Genomic DNA, 19364 nt, shown 5'->3' with positions numbered 1-19364 from the left:
TATTATTAATATATTGACACATGATGTTCCCTTCAATAACTCAGCCGGATCATTAAACTGATTAACGAATAAAGTTACCCCTCTCAACATACTGAATAAAGCAGTAAACAAAATATTAATTTTTAAAATCCGAACTGCTTAAATAGAATAATCCATATCCAAAAGTCCGGCTGCACCGATGACGGCTGCGAGTTCACCCAATTCGGATTTCTCAATTTTTAAATGTTCCTGCTGATGCGTAAAGATATGTTGTCGGATTGTTTCTTTTAAGCTGGCCTGAAAAAAGGGCCAATTGATGGATACTGATCCTCCCAGGACCACAATCTCCGGATCTACCAGCGCAATAAAGGGTAAAATGGTATAAGCCACGGTCTGCCCATATTCCTCAAAGGTTTTCAGGCAGCTTTCATCACCTTTGTACGCCCGTTCAGAAATTTCCTTTGGATCAAGATCCTCACCACTCAACCGGGCATGCATGGCCCGAAGACCCCGCCCCGTCACAAAATCCTCATAAATCCCACCCTGATAGGGTAGCATTCCTATTTCAGTCGCCGTACCTGTGGAGCCGTGCAGGACATTCCCGTTCAGTATATAGGCAAAACCAAAACCTGTCCCAAGAGTACCTACCAGCACGTGGTGCATGCCCCTGGCTTTTCCTGCACGCTGTTCTCCCAACCCAAAACAATTTGCATCATTATCCACACAGACCCGCATCCCCGTCGCTTCTGCCAGGGATTCTCCCAACGGGTAATTACATACAGCCTTTAAATTCAATGTTTCCTTAATGTATCCGGTGTAGGGATCTAAAGGCCCTGGAGATCCTACACCGATACCTTTGATTTGGCCGGAACTCAAATCATTCTTCTCCATCAGAATCCGAACTCCCTGATGGATCCGGGCGACAACCTCATCTCCCGTGTTGCAATCAAATGTATTTAACCTGGGCGTTTCTCCTATTATTTCATAGGCTTCATTCACAAGCCCAAGGCGAACTTTTGTTCCTCCCAGATCAACCCCAATGGCAAAATGTTTCGACTTATTCATCGGTAATTATACCTTTCGTACCAGTCTGGATCGTAGCGTTCTCCTCTCTTGGTGCTGTGAACCAACTCATAAAGCCCTGTTCCCATTTCGTCCACAAACACAAATTCCACGCCACCTTCTATATGATTATAACTCCATATTTCATAAGGGTTTCTCTCCATACGGCTTGGGAAGACCTCTCTGTCACTGGGAAAACCGTATTTCAACAAAACCATACCCCTGTCTGTTTGAGCCCCACGTCGAATCTGTGTTGAAAACTGGTCATTGGCATATTGTATCCGTTTTTCAAGCTCAATCCGGAATTCATTCACCGGTGTGGCAGGATCCGGATCCCGGGCTTCCCAAAAGCGGATCAACACACTTTGTTTCCCTTCAAGGTTGCTGTTTTTGTACATGCGAATTTCTTCTTTTGCCATCACCGGCTGTAAAATACTAAAAATGGAATCCACTTCCTCAGCACTCATATTCCGGACAATATCATCCAGCGGATTTTTTTGCGGCATCGCTCCCTGGGGACTCATCACATAGAACTTCTTCGAGGAAATATCTGTCTGCCCGGTATTTAAGTCTTCCACTTGAAGTTCATAGGTGTAAATACCCGGCTCCAGCGTCCCCACATTCAATTTATCCATAACCACACTGAAAGATCCGGGGGTGTCAATTTCCAGTTCCTTGTTCTTCATCACTTCTTGGCCGTTCATATCCAACACGCGGCTGACCTGTGTATACCGGTTTTTGTCACGCCGTTTGTCCGTTTTTGTCAGATTGTATATTTCAGCATAGACGATCATGGATGGATTGTCCGGATTATAAACCCGTTGGGCATGGGGGATGACATCATAACGGCCCAGCTTGGTAAAATGACTCATTTCTTCTGCATTCAAAATATAGGATGCAATTTCAATATCACTCAGAACCAATGAATCTTTGGGAAATTCAGGGACATTCACTGCAATCTTCTGTTCTCCTGTATGTCCAGAGTGAATATCTTTTATCTGCACTTTGATTTCATAATCACCCGGCCGGATCTGAAGCGGAAGAATTTTCGGAATTTTTTGCTTTGGAGTGACCAGGGAGGGATCTTTTACCTCATCGTTTTGAATATCATGCTTTTGATAAACCGGCTCACCGCGGCTGTATAATGTGGTGATAATCTCATACCCCCCCTTATATAAAGAATCCTGATTCTCATCACTTTGGTAGGTAATCAAAGACCGGTGAGTCATATAATAAATTTCAAGCGTCGGCGTTTCGTCATCCCCCAAAAAAACGGCATAATCAATATCAAAAGGCATCTGGACCTGTCCAAAAATTACGCCGGTTATGCTTATTAAGATCAATATTGACTTTTTAAATATTGCACTGAACATAAGACCTCCCAATCAGGCTGAAGCGCCTTTTGTTTCACCGGAAAAATTTACCGATACTATTTTAGAAACCCCTTCTTCCTGCATGGTGACACCGTACATATAATCGGCTGCTTCCATCGTCAGTTTATTATGAGTTACAACAATAAACTGGGTTCGTTCCGTAAAATGTTTTAATGCCTGCGTAAACCGTGCCACATTTTGATCATCCAGGGGGGCATCTACTTCATCCAGTATACAATAGGGAGATGGCTTGACCAGATAAATTGCAAATAGAAGGGCTATGGCTGTCAGTGCCTTTTCACCTGCTGAAAGAGAGCGAAGGCTTTTCATATCTCTCCCCTTGGGCCTGGACAGGATTTCCACTTCAGCTTCCAGAGGATCCGAATCTCCAATCAACCGGATGTCTCCAGATCCACTGGGAAAAAAGAGTCCGTATGTTTTACCAAAATTCTGCCGGATCTGATCAAACACTTCCCTGAATTGCTTCCGGGCCGTTGTATCCAGTTTCTGTATGGTCTCAAGAATACTTTTCTCGGATTCCTGCAGGTCCTCTTTTTGCTCAGTTAAAAATTTTAAACGTGCAGATTCTTCCTCATATTCCGTTTTAACAGCCATATTTACCGGACCAATCATTTCGATCCGGTGCCTGAGCCTTTCGATTTTTTCTTCCATCTCATAATCATCCTCAGGACTGTGCTGATATTCCTGCTTCAAAATATCAATCCTGTACCGCTCAAGTATCCGGTCCCGAATCCGATTTTGTTCGCTTTGAAGCTCAGACAATTTAATCTCAATATCCCGAAGGGTTTGAAATGTGTTTTCCCGGTTTCTATGTTGTTCGGAGATGGACAGCTCGATTTTGGAAATGATTTCCCGTTTGGATTTCAACTGTTCGGCAAGTTTGGATCTTTTTTCCTCTTCTGCCTGAAGGATATCCTGTTGCTTTTCCGAGTCCATTCGGACAATCTGCAATTCTTTCTCACTTTGAACCCGGGTTTCTTCTGTTACTTGAAGATTTCCTTCAAGCTCTTCAATGCGTTGATCCATCTCATGAATTATATCCAGAGCATTATGATACCGTAACCGGGTATTGTCCTTTTCCCGCTCTTCAGAAATCAGGCGGACCCGCAGATCCTGGACTTTCCTGAAAAAATCATCTTTTTCCTTTAAAGCACCTTGATTCTGTTCCTTTATTTCTTCCAGCATCTGCCGGGCTTTTTCAAGTGCTTCACCGGCTTTTTCCCTGTCTTTTTCCAGTTTTCTCACGGTTACATCAGAATCTTCAAGTTGGTAACTGTATCTGGATATGGTCTCGTTCAGCTCTTGAATCCTTTGTTGATTGTGATCCAGGGCGTACCGGATCCTGCTCAGCTCTTTTTCCGCCTCAAGCCGTTCTCTTTCCCTTTTTTTCAAGGTCTCTGTCAAAACATTCCGCTGTGCTTTTAAACTCTCTTCTTTATCTTCGGAATCACGGTAGGATTTTTCAAGTGTACGAATCTGATTCGATAATTCTTTTTCTTCCTTTTCGAGGATTTGGATTTTTTCACGGCGACCAATGATATTCTGATATCCCGATTCGCTTTTACCTCCCTTGATCAATCCCCGGTGTTCCAGATAATCCCCATCGGGTGTTACAAAACGAAAACGGGTTTCCTGCAGTGTTTTTCGGGGAATTTTCCGCAGGGAATGCACCAGAATCACATCACTGAGAAAATAATCTATCAGAAGCTCTGATCCGGGTTCAGCCGTAATATACTCCCTGGCCGGGCCAATGACATTATCATCCCAATGGGTAAATTCCCGGGGCTTCCGAAGCCTCTCACGGACCAGATCCATAGGGATAACCGTCACCCGTCCTTTTTGATTTTTCTTTAAATCGTCAATAATATCCAGGGCTGAATCCTTTGTATCCGCAACCAGGTATTTGACAATATTGCCCAGGGCAATTTCAATAGCCGTGGCATAATCGGGCTTCACATGCAGCAGATCTGCGACAGTTCCTTTAATCCCCGGATGGTTCAATTCTTTCAAAACATAGCGGACACCCGGATTAAAGCCTGTCATGGACTCTACCAATTCCTGATAAAAAACCAGTTCTTTCCGGACCTGCTCGTGACGGGATTTGGCTTCCATAATCTCTTCACGGAGGGCACGGACCGAATCGGCATGATTAGAAATCTCTTTTTCCAAATCCATCAATGATTGGCCGGCAGAATCGGAAGATCTTTCGGCTTCCTGATATTTTTTTTCCAGATCTTTAAAAATTTGAATCCTTTCCTGATTCTCCTCCTCGAGTTCAATCCGCTTTTTGTCATCCTTTTCCAAAAGTTCCCGGATCTGTGCCTGTTGATCCAGAAGACGTGTCCGTTGTTGTTCAATCTGATTCAAAGTCGCCTGTTTTTCCCGCACTTGTACGGCCATATCATCGACCCGGCACGTAATTTCCCGGGTAGTTTCTTCCATCTTTTCGAACGTTTCACGGGCTTTTTCATACTCTTTCCTGAGGGATTCCATCCGGGGATCATTTTTCTCCAGCTCAATTTTCAGATCATCCCGGATTTTTTCATTGGCTGCTTTACGTTGTATTGCCAGTTCACGTTCTTCTTTCAAACGGTCTATGGATATTTTGGCATTATGGATTTTTTCTTCCAGAACCATCGCCCGGGTTTTCAAATCTGCCAAGACCTGGGTCAATTCCTGAAGACGTTGATTATGGCTTTCCAGATTTCCGGAAAGGTCTTCTTCTTCTTTTCTGTAAGTACTGAGCATGGATTCTTCTATACCCAACTGCCGACTGGTTTCATTCTGACGGACCTGATTCCGTTCCAGCTTGCTCTGAAGCGGTGCAATCTGATCCTGTAAAGAAAACCAGTTCTTCTGACCAAACCGGATTTCCAGATCACTTAATTCATCTGCATATTCCTGATACTTTTGATACCGGTTTAATTGTCGTTTAAGCCCGCTGACATTCTTTTTGATTTCATACAGAATATCATCCAGTCGTTCCAAATCCTCCCGGGTGGCATCCAGCTTACGATAGGCACTCTTTCGCTGGCTCTTGTACTTGTTGATCCCAGCAGCTTCTTCAAACAAATGTTTCCGGCTATCCTTATTCTCGCTGAGGATTTCTTCCACCATTTTCAATTCAATCACGGAATAAGCATCAGACCCCATGCCTGTATCAACAAAAAGGTCATGAATATCTTTCAGGCGGACAGGGGTGTTATTCAGCAAATATTCACTGGTACCATCCCGGTAAAGACGGCGGGTAATAATCACCTCATTATAGGCAACACCCAGCACCCCCCGATTGTTATGTATGGTCAGGGAAACTTCGCTGTAATTCAACGGCTTGCGGTGCTTTGACCCATTAAAAATAACATCCGTCATCACATCGGATCGCAGCAAACTTGATTTTTGTTCCCCTAAAACCCAACGGATTGCATCAACGACATTGGTTTTTCCGCATCCATTGGGGCCGACAATTGATGTGATACCTTCTCCAAAATTCAATTGCGTTTTATGAGCAAAGGATTTGAAGCCAAAAATTTCGAGTTTTGATATATACATACGTTTCAAAAGTTATTTCATCTGAATTTTCAAACCAAATGAATTTTGGGCTTAAAAGCGCTAAATAGAAGCAATAATCAGGTTTTATCAGAAAGGACTTGTGAAAATAGATAATATATGATTTCCCCTATGTCTTCGAGCCCCCGGGGTTAAAATAATTCACCATCCCATAAAAGTCAAGATTGTTTTATATTTAATATATTACAATTATCTGTCTTTTTGTGTATCTATCCCGGTGGCCAGGCAAATTTTCTGCCCGCCAGCAGATGCAGATGAATGTGTTCCACTTCCTGTCCGGCCTGAGGCCCATTATTGAAAACAAGTCTGTAGCCGTTATGTATCCCCAGGTGCCGGGCAATATTTTTGGCGGCGATCACAAGCTTCCCCACCATTTCGCTTTGATTGTCACTCAGGTTTTCAACCCGGTTGATGTGAATCTTGGGAATGATAAGAATGTGTTCCGGTGCCTGGGGATTGATATCCCTGAAGGCTAATACATCCTCATTTTCATACACTTTTGTAGAGGGGATCTCTCCCCTGATAATTTTACAAAACAGACAATCTGTCATTGAATCACCTCCTGGTTCCAATATGTAAAATAAGCGATGGCGTTGATAGCCGCTGTTTCTGTCCGGAGCCGGACTGCTCCTAAATGAGCTTTATGAACTCCCTCCTGTTCAGCAAGGAGAATTTCTTCATCGGAGAATCCTCCCTCCGGACCCACAAACAGGGTTATTTCATCTTTCACGCCAGGGACATCACGCAAATAGGGGATATCGTCTTCCTGATGAAGGATAATGCCTTCTCCCCGCCTTTGTTTCACTGCCTGGGAATAATCCGTCTCATCCTCCAATTCAGGTAAAGTATACCGGCCACACTGCTTTAAAGCAGCAATCATAATTTTTTTATCTCTCTCAGGCCGGGTTGTTTCCCGAACCGTATACCGGCTTTTCAAAGGAATGACGCGCCGGACACCCAGTTCAACGGCTTTTTCCAGCAACCACTCCCACCTGGAACGCCGGATAAGTCCAACGGCCAGATGGACCTGAACAGCAGGTGAATCCAAAGGTTCCAGCAATTGGACAACCTGGCAGCGGGTTCCAATTTTGGAAATATCCGTGATTTCCGCCTTTGCCCCGGAACCCTTACCATTCACTATATAAATCTGCCGACCAACCGTTAATCGTAAAACCCGGAACAGATGATGATGCTCTTCGTCCAGAATATCCACCGTGCTCATCTCCGGGGACCATTCCGGCACAAAAACGTAATGTTCATTGGCCATGGGATGGCTCCTGGTACGCTTCTATGGCATTCTTTAAGACAGATAAAAACTCTTCTGGATGATCCGGAGATACAAGATAACGCTCTCCCCGGCGACAGTTGATCTTTACAAGGCCTCTGTAGCGGTTTAAAACATTCCGGCTGGACCATCCCATCAAAACTTTAAGAGACCCCCCCCGGATGTGTCGAATTTCCAGAATCTCATCCAAAGGCACCTGTTTCTTATACCACGGTGCTCTGATCTCAAGCATCCCGGGGCTTATCACATATTTCACACGAAAAGAATCTACCAGGTGCCAGAAAAGAGCAAGATAGATTACCCCAAACAGAAAAATCCGCCAGGGTGTCCAGATAAAACATCCGGTTTTGCATTGAATTTGAGGAACCAGAATAAAAGCAGCCAAAAAGAGCAATTCAATCATTAAATAGCCGGTTCCAGGGTGCGGTTTGCTGAGATAGATTATCTGATCAGGGGATGATTTTTCCATATTGTATCACAATTGTTGTACCGTTCCAATATTTTTGCCCATCCACCGTTTTTTCAAACACATTCCACTGGGTGCCAATGGCTACGGAAAACCCGTATTTCCGGTCAACTGCAAAATCCACTCCACCAAAAAAGCCTGTGTTAAATCCATGCACCCGGTCAATATGTTTGATCTTATCCATAAACCTTTCACCTTCAGGTGTATCCAATCCCAGGGCATACCCGATTTTGGCACTCAGAAAAGGAGAAAAACTATTGGCGATTTTTCCTTTGAAAATATGATATTTCCCATTCAGTCCCAGATTGACAATATTCAGGCTGACCTCATTTTCCACATGGGCATACCCGTAAATATCATACCACGTATATTCATCACCGCCGGATACCATGGTAAACAGGGCATTAATGGCCGGGTGGAACCGTCCGATAGGTGAAAACTGCCGGTACGCCCCGAAACCCGTCCCAAAGTCTGTTACATGGACATCCAATGCGGTAAAACGATGAATCTCCGCCATGGATTTTGGCTGTCCGGCGGAAAGAACAGCAACTGATAAGATGAAGAGCAATATGAACTTTTTCATGGTTTTCTCAGAGGTTTATCAATTCTTGATGCCTGAAACAGGAAATCAGGTGATCATTCACCAACCCGGCGGCCTGCATAAAGGCATAGCATATCGTGGAACCCACAAAACTAAACCCATGTTGCTTCAAATCTTTGCTCATGGCATCTGATTCCGATGATGTCACCGGTATTTGGGATTCCTCCCGCCAGTGATTGTGTATGGTTTTCCCATCTGTAAACATCCATATATAATCGTTGAAAGAACCCTTTTGTTCCCGGATGGACAGGAAACTCCGGGCATTCCGGATAGCCCCGTCGATTTTTCGCCGGTTGCGGATAATTTCCGGATTTTGGAGTAAAGCCTGCACTTTTTCTTCATCATACCTGGCAATTTTTTCAGGATCAAATCCATCAAAAGCCTGACGAAAAGCGCCCCGCTTCCGGAGTACAATAGACCAGCTAAGGCCGGCCTGGAAACCATCCAGGATCAGAAATTCGAACAATCCCTGATCGTCATGGAGGGGTACCCCCCACTCCGTATCATGATAGGTCATCATCAGGGGATCCTTCCCGGGCCAGGGACATCTTGTTACATTATTCATGGGCACCGATTTGTTTGGGTTCTTCCGGAACATCCGGCTCAGGTAAGGATTCATCGCTGTTCAGAATGCTGTCCAGCGTAATGGCTGCAAAACCGGATGTCATGGCACCATACGCACGGACAAATACATCCTTCAGTTTCAACATCACCGGATCATTTTCCGGCGATCTTCGCAAGCCACCACCGGGAAATATCCGGGCTTCTGCAGGGAATTCATGGACATGGACACACCGGACCACATCGGACAGGTAGATGTGACGGGGATCTTTGCCCAAAAAGTAAGATCCGTTTTGGGAAGTATCTGGAAAAATGAAATGCTTTTGAACCAAAATTTGAGCAACCTCATCCAAAACTTCAATTCGTATGCCGGCTTTTTGTCCGATATCATCCAGGGTAGGAACCGGATTCCCCTGGCGAAAAGCCTTCCCGATAAATACAAGAATCATCGCCGCCAGATAGTGCTTTGAATAAAATCGCTCTCTGCCCTGATTTTCATAGATCCGTCTTAAGATCTGCATATTCTGAAAAGTGTGAGACAGCTCGGCTCCCCACAAAACCAGGACCCATGTAAGATACACCCACATCAGAAAAAGGGGAATTGTGGCCAGGGATTTGTAAAAGTTGGTCACGTGGCCGATCTGGGCAACATACAAGTAGAACGTCTTTTTTGATAACTCCCAAAGCATGGCGGTAATCAACCCGCCCCAGGCAGCATATTTAAATTTAACCGAGATGGAAGGGACAATGATATACGCCAGGGTAAATGCGGCAAAGCTAATTCCCAGGGGGACCAGATTATTATACATCAACCTGAAAAACCAGGAGGATTGGATCAGCTGATCTATCATGCCTCCAGGAGGATTGATATAATTCATGAGCCAGATAGACATCAGGATCAAAAAGGGGCTGGTTGTCAGCACAACCCAGAAAGCCACGACTTTTTGAAGATAACTCCGCCGTTCCTGAACCTTCCATATATGATTAAAAACCCGTTCAGCCATCACAAAGACAGCCATGGCAGCCAGCAATAAACTGACAATGGCAATCAGGCTGATAATCCCGCTTTTGATACCCCGGAATGCCGTTGGGGATATATACGTGTTCAGCCATCCGCTCAGTTCCTGTTGGAATTCCGGTGCCACAAAGGGAAAAACACGGTCCTGGACATAATTGATGATTTCCTGCCCAACGCCTAAAACACCGGCAATGCTGAAAAATAAAACCGACAGGGGGATAAGGGAGATCACTGTAATAAAGGCCAGACTGGCGGCTTGTTCAAAACAGAGATCATTCTTGAATTTTTTAAAGGTAATGGTAGTAACCCAATCCACCTTGTAAAGGATATTTCTAACAGGTCCGGATTCATTTTCATCGAACCGGAAAAAGGTAATCACACGCTTAATAAACCGTTGTAATAATCCTGAATGTTGTTTTTTATCTGATATCATAATATGTCCCCGGTCACGCTAATCTTATCGAATTCAAAAGTGGAAGTCCAGATTTAGATTAAAAAGGTGGTTATCCTCATAGGCTAGGGTTGTATACAGCTTATCTGGTAAAACCATAAACTGAATACCGGGCTGTAGCTGCCATTTATCCCCATAGGGATTCCTGAAAAAGGGCTGGGGATAATAGTCTACCTGCACAAAGACTCCCAGATGTTCTTCCAGATGCATATAGAGGGGGTGGACAATCCATCCAAGGGATACCCGCCGTTTATCTGCCTGCAAACAGGCTGTGGAATACAAGTTGGGTATGGAGAGATTCATCATGCCTCCAACCGTAAATTCATGGTGAAACGAGACATCTTTCAATCCATCAAACCCCTGAATCCGTGGCAGTGTAGATAAGTATTGGGAAAAAGAAATTGCCGCAGATACGCGATAGATTTTCCCAATGCCATCGAGTATTTTAAACTTTATGGTGGCATCCTGTCGATCCAGGCGATTCCGGTGCATTCCCATGGTCAGGGAAAGGTTGAGAAGCCGGAACATACTAACGCTGTAGGAGGCGCTGACAAAACCCGGCCGGTTTAATGCCCCTTTCACGGACAAGGTATGACGCCCGGGATCAATTTCTGCATTTTTCATATCTGCCAGACAGGTGTGGGGCTGAAAAGTGTTATATTCCCCGTAGACCCGGGCTATATGTTCCATGTGCTCTTTCTGCCTTTTCTTCCGGGCTTCCCTTTTTTCATCTTTCTGCTTCTTTTCTGTCAGCTTGACAGCCGTCTGGGCAGAATCCAATTTGACCATAGATTCCTGGTGGCGGATGGATTCCTCCCGCTTTTTCTCCTCATAGCGGTTCAATGCCGCCTGCCGTGCCGCTTCCCGGGCGATCTCTTCCTCAATTAGTTTATTGTAATCGTCCTTGTTTACCCGGATCAGACTGTAATATATCCCGGATTCCGGATCTGTCCACCGTTCTGATACATAAATGCCCCTGAGAATCATTTTGGACATGACGGTGTTTTTCATCTGAAAGGCTTCCGACACTTTCCGGCCTTTTTCATTGATTTCATGCTGCACCCGGGCATCCACCTGGACTTCCAGCATTTTTGAAAATTCAACCCGGGCCTTATCATCTGCATCTTCCCGGGATTCTTTACTCATCCCGATGCCAAAATAACATGCTTCCGGATCTTCAATTTTCATTTCACGAACCCAATAGGGTTGCTGATCTTCCTCTGATTCCATGACAGGTTTTACCATCATTGAATCCAGATCTGAGCCGGTGAAATCAATCGCTTGAGCTGATAGAAGTCCCGGGTGAATAAAAAGAAAAAACAATATACAAAACCACAATAAAGACTGTTTCATGATCATTCCCCTCAACGTCCTGTTTCGTCTTATTTTAATTCATCCACAACCGATGCTCCGCCAAACATAACAAAATAGCGGATTTCCAAAACCGGCGCATCGGTGTCAGGAGTAATTTCTTTCCGTTCATCATCAAATCCCCCGAAAAGAGGTGTTCCCCGGGTGATGACCTTCCATCCTTTGGGAACAGCAATATCAATACCCCCGAAAAGAGCCGTGATATTGATGACAACATCCTTTTGTTCCGTTTTTACATCTTTCAGATCCACTTCCATCCCGCCAAAAAGGACCATACAATTTCCCCCTTTGAAATCAGTGGACATAAAGCTGTGTTTGGATCCACTGAAAATGGCAAAAAGATCCAGAACATTTGTTTCCTGCTTTGAACCTTTGACAGTCACATCTTTTCCGGCAGGATTTTTTTTCAGAAGGTTCAATCCAATCACCAGCAATATGGCCGGCCAGAAAAGATCAAAAAAGTTGAAATGCAACCGGTCAAAAGCAATCAATTGAAAAACAACACCCAGAATCAAAATCACCGTCCCCATGGACTTATTCCCATGGGATGACACAAGGTGAGATAAGCCAAAGAAGATCAGCAGCAAAGGCCACCACTGGCTCAGAGATGAAAAAAGATGCCAGTCCAGAATGTTGTTGAAAAAAATCAGGCCGGCTAATACAATCAAAACCACAGCAATCACGGTTCTTTGGGAAAAAACAGATTTACTCATCGCTTATTCCTCCTTACAACGTTCAAAATTCAATGCCTATCCTGGCCCATGAATTTAAACCAAAATTATCCTCTTTATGAAAAACAAATCCATAGGTGACCGGTCCAAGTATGGTGTCATAGAGCAGAGAAAGTTCAATGCCGTAATCCAGGGTTTTATCGAAAGTTTCCACATCCGTCCATACACGATATGTGCTATGACGGACAAAAAGCTGAGGTTTAAACCACACATTATCAATCCAGGTATGGTAAACTGCCCCCAGTGATCCTCCGATAAAATCTGTCGTCAGTAAATCTTCACCCATAAAATACCGGAGATGCTCCGTATGTTCCGGCCGTATATTTTCAAGAATCGGTGGATACCCGAAAACATGGCCGTACCGGGCGTTTGCCAACAAGCCCATCCGGCGGCTCAGGGGAATTCCAAACCTGAGCTCTGATTCCCCCTTTAAAAAGTAGGCGGCATATTCATGTAATTGCAGCACCGGATGGAATTCCTCAACCAAAGACCTTCCCCCTGTGATACTCATATCAAAAGAGTATCCCGATTCCATGGGTATCAGTCGCGTACGCATGTCTTCAACATAGCGAAACATGGCATAAATATACGGTTTATCCGTATTCAATCGCCGTATATAATCCTGAATGGAAGCCTGGGAGGGTAAATATTCTCCATAAACTCCGCCGAATTCAAGTTGAATCAGTCTGTCCCACCCCAGAGATGCAGATGCTGTCAAACTCGCATTAACCACATTCTTCCGGATAAAACGGGAATCAAACAGGTTCGTGTCATATTGATAACGATGGGCTGAAATTTGGAAAGCACGGGTAAACCGGAGATTAATAAAGGGAAATTTAAGGGACTGGATGCCTGTCAGCCTGGATCTTCCGCCAATATGGTAATTCCCGGCAAAGAGATAATTCTTCAGAAAAAGAGAGGTATTAAAAAGCTGCCTGTTCAACTCGGCTACATACACATTCATACCGGCATTGCTGTCAAAATAGAACCCGCCCTGAACACTGTGGTCGGTATTTTCAGTCACCGACAGGATAAATTGAATAGAATCCGTCCCACTTATTTCATAGGCTCCAACATCGATAGAATTAAAATATCCGCTGCCATACAGACGGTCCATATCATTTTTCAGCATCTTTATAGAATATGGACTCCCTGGTTGATAGGCCATCAGGTTCTGAATCTGTTGACAGGTAAACCGTACATTTCCCCGGATTTCCACACGGTATCCTCTTCTATCGTCCAGCCAGGTCCGGATTCGTGACTGTTTCTGGTGAAAGGTGGCTGTATCCCAACGGGTATCCAGCATGTCCCGGATTTCACGGGCCGCTTTTACACCGGCTTCATATCCCCTTTGAAAGATCTCCTCCCCTTTCAGAAAATCAAAGAGCATGACATCCGGATTGTTGATCTGAATAAAATAATCGTAGCCGCTCACTGCATCGGAATCGCTCCGGGCGGCAAAGACATTATTCAGATACGTAAAAACATCTCCAACATCTACAATTTCACTTTTTTTGGGGGGGATATCACTTGTATTCACGGCAATAATGAAATCAGCCCCCATGTCCCTGGCTTCCTGAATGGGTAAATTATTATAAAATCCCCCATCCATGTAAAAAGTAGAATCCAGAAAGACCGGTTCAAATACAATGGGATATGCCATTGAAGCTCGAATAATTTCTGCCAGGTTTCCATGAGAAAACGAAGTGGCTTTCTGATAAATCATATCGGAAGCAACCACCCTGAGTGGAATGGCCAGAGAATCAAAATGCCCACCGGAATAAACCTGTCCCGGTAGCAATTGAATTTGGAGGTACTGCTTGATTGCCCGGTTGGAGAGGAGTCCCATAGGCAACAAACCGCTACCTGATTCATCAAGAAAAATATTCACCTGTTCCGGCAGGGCATCGATCCGGTTTTCGATAGGGATATCCCGGCGATCCTGAATTCCGGCAAAAAGGTCCCAGCCAATGCCGGAACGGGCAAAATCATAGAGCTGATCAATCTGCCATCCCGAGGCATAAAGCCCGCCGACCAAAGCTCCTGCACTAACACCGCTGATACAATGGATGGGAATTTGATATTCTTCCAGTGCTTTAATCACACCGGCATGGGCAATGCCTTTTGCTCCGCCACCGCTTAAAACCAGACCAATCCGGGGAAAATCAGATTTTGTATTTCCAAATAGAATACCGGCAAAAAACAGAATTCCCAGAAAGCCGGGTATCATCTGTTTCAAGGAGATTTTTTTGAATGAATTCGGCATGTCTATCACATGTAAGGTATCATCACAACAGAAAAATAGAATCGTGCTATTTTTCGATCAGCAGGCGGACCGGACCTTTGTGAATTCCTCCACCGTTTCCATAATCCGTCACCTTCATCAGAAGGGTATTTTTTACATTCCACACGATTCGGGATTTACCGGGAGAAATCAGATAGCGTCGTGGGAGATTCCAGCCGGCAGTAGACCCGACTTTGTCACAATTGATATAGGTTTCATCTTCATCATCTACGGCTCCCATATCCAGCCAGATACGGGTGTCATGAAGGCTGTCAGGCAATGAAAAATACCGCCGGTACCAGAATGTGCCATCCAAATCCGGAAATCCTGCATCTTCCCAGTTTGCAGGGACCTGAACGGGAAACCATAAGGAATCATCACGGCGTAGCTTGAAACACTGATTCACCTGTTGAACCGGACTGAATTCCCAGCCTTCACTCAGGTCCACTTCCCGGCATGGAATCCAGTTGAATTTTTCAAAATGTTCATCATTCCCAAAGAGAATGATCAAATTCATACTATCCTGTGGAGCGCCTGAATCCGAAAGAGTAATCACAAATGTGTCTTGATAATCAGGGGGAAAAATATGGGTTTGCGCCAGGGTATCTTCCATCCAGAGGATTTCCAACGGGGCTTTGGATCTGTTAAAGATTTGAAAGACAGGATCATCCACAACCAGGGTATCTTTCAGACTTATTTTATAAGGAGCCAGGATTTGATAATGGACTGGAAAAGAAAGGGGCACCGTGATATCCTCAACGGAAAAAAGCCATTCCAAAAGGAAATACCCATAATGATCTGTTACAGGCATGGGAATAAATGGCATGACGCGTACTGTATGGATTCCTCCTTCACTCACCCGGGGCGTTCTGATGCGCCAGTTGCGGGTTGCATAACGGTCCTGAACCCTGACACGTTGGACTGGTTTTTTCATGGTCAGCCGAAAAGGAATATCAAAGGCATTGGGACTGATCAATTCCAGGGGATAGGGATCCATGGCCAGGGTGATGCCATGCTTTTTCAGTGATGCGGCTCCGAAGAGTGCATTAATCTTTTCTTTTTCACGGATAAAATTATCCCACCAGAAGGAAACATCCTTCAGATAATCCAGACATTCCCGGCGGGTCAGGGTATCCTGAAAGGGAATCTGGGCAGAGACGGCATTTTGGCAGAGCTTGATGGCCCGGCGTTCTGTGGCCTGGATATCCTCACTGATCATCAGATGCCGTGCTCCTTCCACTAAAACCATCACATATTCTGCAGAACACCACGTGAGGGGTGAGGCTTCACTGATTTTCTCATCATCCTCAGGATAGTGAACCCGTTCGGGGATGAGTCCATATACATTACTGTTCCGGTCAAACCAGGTTTTCAGCAGCAGATAGCGCTCTTTACGATGTTGGGCGGCATAATATTGGGCAAGGGCACCCGTGGTAAAGCCGAAGAGGTCATCTCCATAACCCTCCCCATCGAAATACTGAATGCCGTCACCGGTTTTCCTGCAATGATTCCACCAGTATTCCGCACTGAGTTGGAGGCGGAGGTGGTCCTCATAGCCCCAGATCCAGCCGAAAAGGGCGGATGTATTCCACGAAAAAGCATGATCCCTCATATCCTTGTAAACCTTATCCGTGGGATCAAAGAGCCTGGCAAGTCCCTCATCCATCCGTTCTGCCACGGCAGCCCAACGGCGGGCCAGTTGTTTCTGATTCCGCCATTTTGCCATGAAGGCAGCCTGTTTAAATGCAGCTGCCAGGGACATATTTGTAGAGGGGAGTTTCCCCGGCCATTCCACAATACCGCCTTCATGAACCAGGCCGTCAGGTCCTAACCGAAGTTCTACAAAAGTCAGAAGATCCCGGACCAGTTTAAAGTCTCCAATCCAGATCCGGTGTTGCAAAAAAGCTTCATAAACAAGAGTTGTATAATAGCCGTTACTGTCCCACTCCGGTACATCGTAGCGGGCACCGCTTCCACCTTCGGTGGCTCGGCCGAAGGCATCATAACGGGCAAACCATTCACCTGTCGACTTAAAGGGAACATTGGCCCAATAATCCAGAATTTGTTTTACTTCGTGAAGGTGTCCCGTTTCCAGAAACATGCGGGCCGTCATCAGGGCATCCCGGGGATAGAGCTGAGGCAGGTCGTTTGTCACAAACTGGCCGGTAATATCCGCCGGGACCGCTCCATTCAGATTCAGGGCTTTTACAGAGAGCAGATTCGTCCGGAAACGAAGGGAATCCTCCGGAGACTGGAAAGAAGGTTCCACCCCTTCTGCCAGCCAGGCGTCCCAACCTTCCCGGGCAAAACGGCGCAAATCCTTGACGGCCAGGGTGTCCCAGGTCTGTTGCCCCTGAAGCTGGTTTTCTGATATCACAATCAGGAGGGAAAACCGGTGATCTTCCGAAGGGGCTAAGGTTACAGGCCGGCTGAATCGTCCGTCATCCACATCCGTATCCCGGGCATCGGTAAAACCGGCAGTCAGTATCAGTTCATCCACCAGGTACTGGACCTGTTTTTCGCCGTAATCAGCAGCACTCGGGCGGGCAAATTCAAAAACCGGTTCAATCCTGAAAGAGATTTTCCGCCGGGCAGTATTCACAATACTCCCTTCCCAGACAATCACTTTCATGTCAGGATCCGGCAGGGCGTACAGACGTGTTACAGCATTCAGAGGACCTGCTTCCCATTGGGTTGCTTCAGCAAAGTAAGGGTCACTGGTGGAAGCTATCCATTCAGCATCCCGGAGTCCTTTTAATTCCAGTCGAATTGATTTTACAAAATTCCGGGTGTAATCATTCACGTACAGCGTTTGAATACCCGGTACTTCTTCACTGTTTCGCGGATATCCTGAAGCGGAAAAACAAAATGTCCCGTTTCCAAGAATTCTAGAACCGGGATACGGCCCCAGTGATGTGAGATTCTCAGTTTCCGGAGCTTCGTACTCACAGCCCGCAAAAAGCATCACGGTCAAAAGGAATCCAAACCGGAATATCTTGTGATTTATAAAGTATTTCATCTTGTAAATATACATGTCTTCCCTGTAAAAGAGCAGCAGAAACCCTCTTCAGGCAGAAGGGATCTGCATGATATTTCTTTACATTCCTTTTCGTGATTGTTTTTTCAGCATATTTTTCAGGGTCTCAATTTCACGGAATTCATAAAAGCGTAAGAGATACAGAATCAGGGGGAATAAAGACAATAGGATAAGTTTTGCCAGGATGTCTGACACAAGAGAGAGGTCCGGCAGACAGTGTATGGAAAGATAAATCAGGGCAGCCGACAGGAACAGTTTACCCATGTTCAGCCATTCATAACGGGTTTCAAAATATTTTTCACTGAGCCAGGCGCTGATGCCTGAAGACACAAGAAATGACAACAAAGTCGCCATGGCTGCCCCTTGCATTCCCCACCAGGGAATCATCAAAAAATTCAGTCCGATATTCAGCACGGCTGAGGTAATCGTAATGGTAGCGATGACCGCCGTTCGGGATGCCATTTGGAGAGTCTGTTTAAAAATAAAACCCATACCCCGAATGACCAGAGCCAATAGAATCGTGGGGATAATGACGGAAGCTGCCAGATATTCATCATAGGTGACAGTCATCAAATTGACCAGATCGTAGGAAAACACTGAGACGGCCAGAATGATCCAAAGAAAGACAAAGAGGAAATAATTGAGAAATTTCCGAATGATGCGCCGGATATTGTCAGCCCGGACATGCTTCCAGATCATTTGCTGGTAGGCATTATTGAATGAACGAATGAAAATAATATCCACGGCATTGGCAATCCGGTAACCGATATCATAGGCACCCACCATTTCGAGAGTGGTAAGAAAACCCAGAACATAACGATCGCCGATATTTAAAACCCGGCTTGCCAGGCCCGAAAAAGAGAGGGGAAAACCAAAGCGGATCATCTCCTTCAGGGTTCCGGGCATAAACCGGAAAGATATTTGTGTCATCACAAAGGGCAGCATCAGACAAAATGCCAGCAGCTCACCCGCCAGTTGTCCCCAAAAAATTCCCTGAATGCCCTTTTCAAAGCGGACAATCATCAGAACAGTGACCAAAAGCTGGAGGGCAAATTTCAAAACAGCCACAACGACGTAATAGAGGGATTTCTCCCGAACTCTCAGCGTAAAAAGGGGAATCATATTTAATACAGAGAGGGTTATGATAACGGCACTGAGTTTAAAATATATGCTCATACCCGGATTACTGAAAATCCCCCCTGCCAGAAAACCGGAAAATAAATAGAGAGGGAGCATCATCAGAAAAACAATCAGGGCCGTAAACGTATATGCTGTAAAGAAGACTGCTTTTTTATTCTCCTCATCCACTTCCAGATTCATCCACCGGAAAAGGGCATTGGGGAGTCCAAAGTGTAAAAATCCCTGACAAAATTGAATAGATACATCAAAAAGAGAATAAAACCCATAATCGGAGATCCGGATCATGGACGTATAGAGAGGAAGTAATATGAGTCCGATCAGTTTGGACGATACATTCCCGATCATATAGATGCCGGAATGTTTCGCCATGTATTTCAGGTTGTTTAACATCTCATATCATCATTTACAGGAACATAA

The 19364-nt window shown here is 45.2% G+C and carries 14 protein-coding genes; all 14 read right to left on the bottom strand.

Annotated features, from left to right (window positions below):
- Positions 1-138: 138 nt before the first annotated feature.
- The 14 genes from strainIA91_RS01740 to strainIA91_RS01675 all read right to left on the bottom strand — a co-directional run bounded on the left by strainIA91_RS01740 (position 139) and on the right by strainIA91_RS01675 (position 19316).
- On the bottom strand, positions 139-1044 hold the full coding sequence (locus strainIA91_RS01740; protein WP_400167377.1) for an ROK family protein: 906 nt from the start codon (positions 1042-1044) through the stop codon (positions 139-141).
- A complete protein-coding gene (locus strainIA91_RS01735) occupies positions 1041-2414 on the bottom strand; it encodes a GWxTD domain-containing protein (RefSeq protein WP_400167376.1) in 1374 nt (457 codons plus the stop codon). The genes strainIA91_RS01740 and strainIA91_RS01735 overlap by 4 nt, the downstream gene beginning before the upstream one ends.
- Before the next feature lie 12 nt (positions 2415-2426).
- The gene (smc, locus tag strainIA91_RS01730) at positions 2427-5984 is read right to left on the bottom strand and encodes a chromosome segregation protein SMC (protein ID WP_400167374.1); all 3558 of its coding nucleotides are present in this window, start codon (positions 5982-5984) and stop codon (positions 2427-2429) included.
- A gap of 227 nt (positions 5985-6211) precedes the next feature.
- Positions 6212-6553: a histidine triad nucleotide-binding protein gene (locus strainIA91_RS01725; protein WP_400167373.1), complete on the bottom strand. Its 342-nt coding sequence runs from the start codon at positions 6551-6553 to the stop codon at positions 6212-6214.
- A complete protein-coding gene (locus strainIA91_RS01720; RefSeq protein WP_400167372.1) occupies positions 6550-7269 on the bottom strand; it encodes an RsmE family RNA methyltransferase in 720 nt (239 codons plus the stop codon). Before strainIA91_RS01720 ends, strainIA91_RS01725 begins: the two co-directional genes overlap by 4 nt.
- The gene (locus tag strainIA91_RS01715; protein ID WP_400167371.1) at positions 7259-7756 is read right to left on the bottom strand and encodes a hypothetical protein; all 498 of its coding nucleotides are present in this window, start codon (positions 7754-7756) and stop codon (positions 7259-7261) included. The genes strainIA91_RS01720 and strainIA91_RS01715 overlap by 11 nt, the downstream gene beginning before the upstream one ends.
- Positions 7737-8336 carry a hypothetical protein gene (locus strainIA91_RS01710; RefSeq protein WP_400167370.1) on the bottom strand — a complete coding sequence of 200 codons (600 nt, stop codon included), beginning with the start codon at positions 8334-8336 and terminating at the stop codon, positions 7737-7739. The genes strainIA91_RS01715 and strainIA91_RS01710 overlap by 20 nt, the downstream gene beginning before the upstream one ends.
- A 7-nt stretch (positions 8337-8343) precedes the next feature.
- On the bottom strand, positions 8344-8919 hold the full coding sequence (locus strainIA91_RS01705; RefSeq protein ID WP_400167369.1) for a DNA-3-methyladenine glycosylase I: 576 nt from the start codon (positions 8917-8919) through the stop codon (positions 8344-8346).
- Positions 8912-10366 carry a YhjD/YihY/BrkB family envelope integrity protein gene (locus strainIA91_RS01700; protein ID WP_400167368.1) on the bottom strand — a complete coding sequence of 485 codons (1455 nt, stop codon included), beginning with the start codon at positions 10364-10366 and terminating at the stop codon, positions 8912-8914. The genes strainIA91_RS01705 and strainIA91_RS01700 overlap by 8 nt, the downstream gene beginning before the upstream one ends.
- A gap of 33 nt (positions 10367-10399) precedes the next feature.
- Entirely contained in the window at positions 10400-11737 is a 1338-nt protein-coding gene (locus tag strainIA91_RS01695) for an LPP20 family lipoprotein (protein WP_400167367.1), read from the bottom strand.
- Between the two features lie 29 nt (positions 11738-11766).
- Positions 11767-12468: a LiaF transmembrane domain-containing protein gene (locus strainIA91_RS01690; protein ID WP_400167366.1), complete on the bottom strand. Its 702-nt coding sequence runs from the start codon at positions 12466-12468 to the stop codon at positions 11767-11769.
- Positions 12469-12490: 22 nt separating this feature from the next.
- On the bottom strand, positions 12491-14752 hold the full coding sequence (locus strainIA91_RS01685; protein WP_400167365.1) for a patatin-like phospholipase family protein: 2262 nt from the start codon (positions 14750-14752) through the stop codon (positions 12491-12493).
- 46 nt (positions 14753-14798) lie between these two features.
- A complete protein-coding gene (locus strainIA91_RS01680; RefSeq protein ID WP_400167364.1) occupies positions 14799-17789 on the bottom strand; it encodes a sugar-binding domain-containing protein in 2991 nt (996 codons plus the stop codon).
- Between the two features lie 78 nt (positions 17790-17867).
- Positions 17868-19316 (bottom strand): lipopolysaccharide biosynthesis protein, encoded by a 1449-nt coding sequence (locus tag strainIA91_RS01675; RefSeq protein ID WP_400167363.1) that lies wholly within the window; start codon positions 19314-19316, stop codon positions 17868-17870.
- Positions 19317-19364 lie beyond the last annotated feature (48 nt).

The organism is Candidatus Neomarinimicrobiota bacterium, assembly GCA_041154365.1.
Taxonomy (GTDB): Bacteria; Fidelibacterota; Fidelibacteria; order Fidelibacterales; family Fidelibacteraceae; genus Fidelibacter; species Fidelibacter multiformis.
This window is presented reverse-complemented; position numbering and strand designations above follow the sequence as displayed.

Excerpts from the sequence above, each read along its gene's own strand:
- strainIA91_RS01740 (WP_400167377.1), bottom strand. The coding sequence starts at position 1,044 with ATGAATAAGTCGAAACATTTTGCCATTGGGGTTGATCTGGGAGGAACA.
- strainIA91_RS01735 (WP_400167376.1), bottom strand. The coding sequence starts at position 2,414 with ATGTTCAGTGCAATATTTAAAAAGTCAATATTGATCTTAATAAGCATA.
- smc (WP_400167374.1), bottom strand. The coding sequence starts at position 5,984 with ATGTATATATCAAAACTCGAAATTTTTGGCTTCAAATCCTTTGCTCAT.
- strainIA91_RS01725 (WP_400167373.1), bottom strand. The coding sequence starts at position 6,553 with ATGACAGATTGTCTGTTTTGTAAAATTATCAGGGGAGAGATCCCCTCT.
- strainIA91_RS01720 (WP_400167372.1), bottom strand. The coding sequence starts at position 7,269 with ATGGCCAATGAACATTACGTTTTTGTGCCGGAATGGTCCCCGGAGATG.
- strainIA91_RS01715 (WP_400167371.1), bottom strand. The coding sequence starts at position 7,756 with ATGGAAAAATCATCCCCTGATCAGATAATCTATCTCAGCAAACCGCAC.
- strainIA91_RS01710 (WP_400167370.1), bottom strand. The coding sequence starts at position 8,336 with ATGAAAAAGTTCATATTGCTCTTCATCTTATCAGTTGCTGTTCTTTCC.
- strainIA91_RS01705 (WP_400167369.1), bottom strand. The coding sequence starts at position 8,919 with ATGAATAATGTAACAAGATGTCCCTGGCCCGGGAAGGATCCCCTGATG.
- strainIA91_RS01700 (WP_400167368.1), bottom strand. The coding sequence starts at position 10,366 with ATGATATCAGATAAAAAACAACATTCAGGATTATTACAACGGTTTATT.
- strainIA91_RS01695 (WP_400167367.1), bottom strand. The coding sequence starts at position 11,737 with ATGAAACAGTCTTTATTGTGGTTTTGTATATTGTTTTTTCTTTTTATT.
- strainIA91_RS01690 (WP_400167366.1), bottom strand. The coding sequence starts at position 12,468 with ATGAGTAAATCTGTTTTTTCCCAAAGAACCGTGATTGCTGTGGTTTTG.
- strainIA91_RS01685 (WP_400167365.1), bottom strand. The coding sequence starts at position 14,752 with ATGCCGAATTCATTCAAAAAAATCTCCTTGAAACAGATGATACCCGGC.
- strainIA91_RS01680 (WP_400167364.1), bottom strand. The coding sequence starts at position 17,789 with ATGAAATACTTTATAAATCACAAGATATTCCGGTTTGGATTCCTTTTG.
- strainIA91_RS01675 (WP_400167363.1), bottom strand. The coding sequence starts at position 19,316 with ATGGCGAAACATTCCGGCATCTATATGATCGGGAATGTATCGTCCAAA.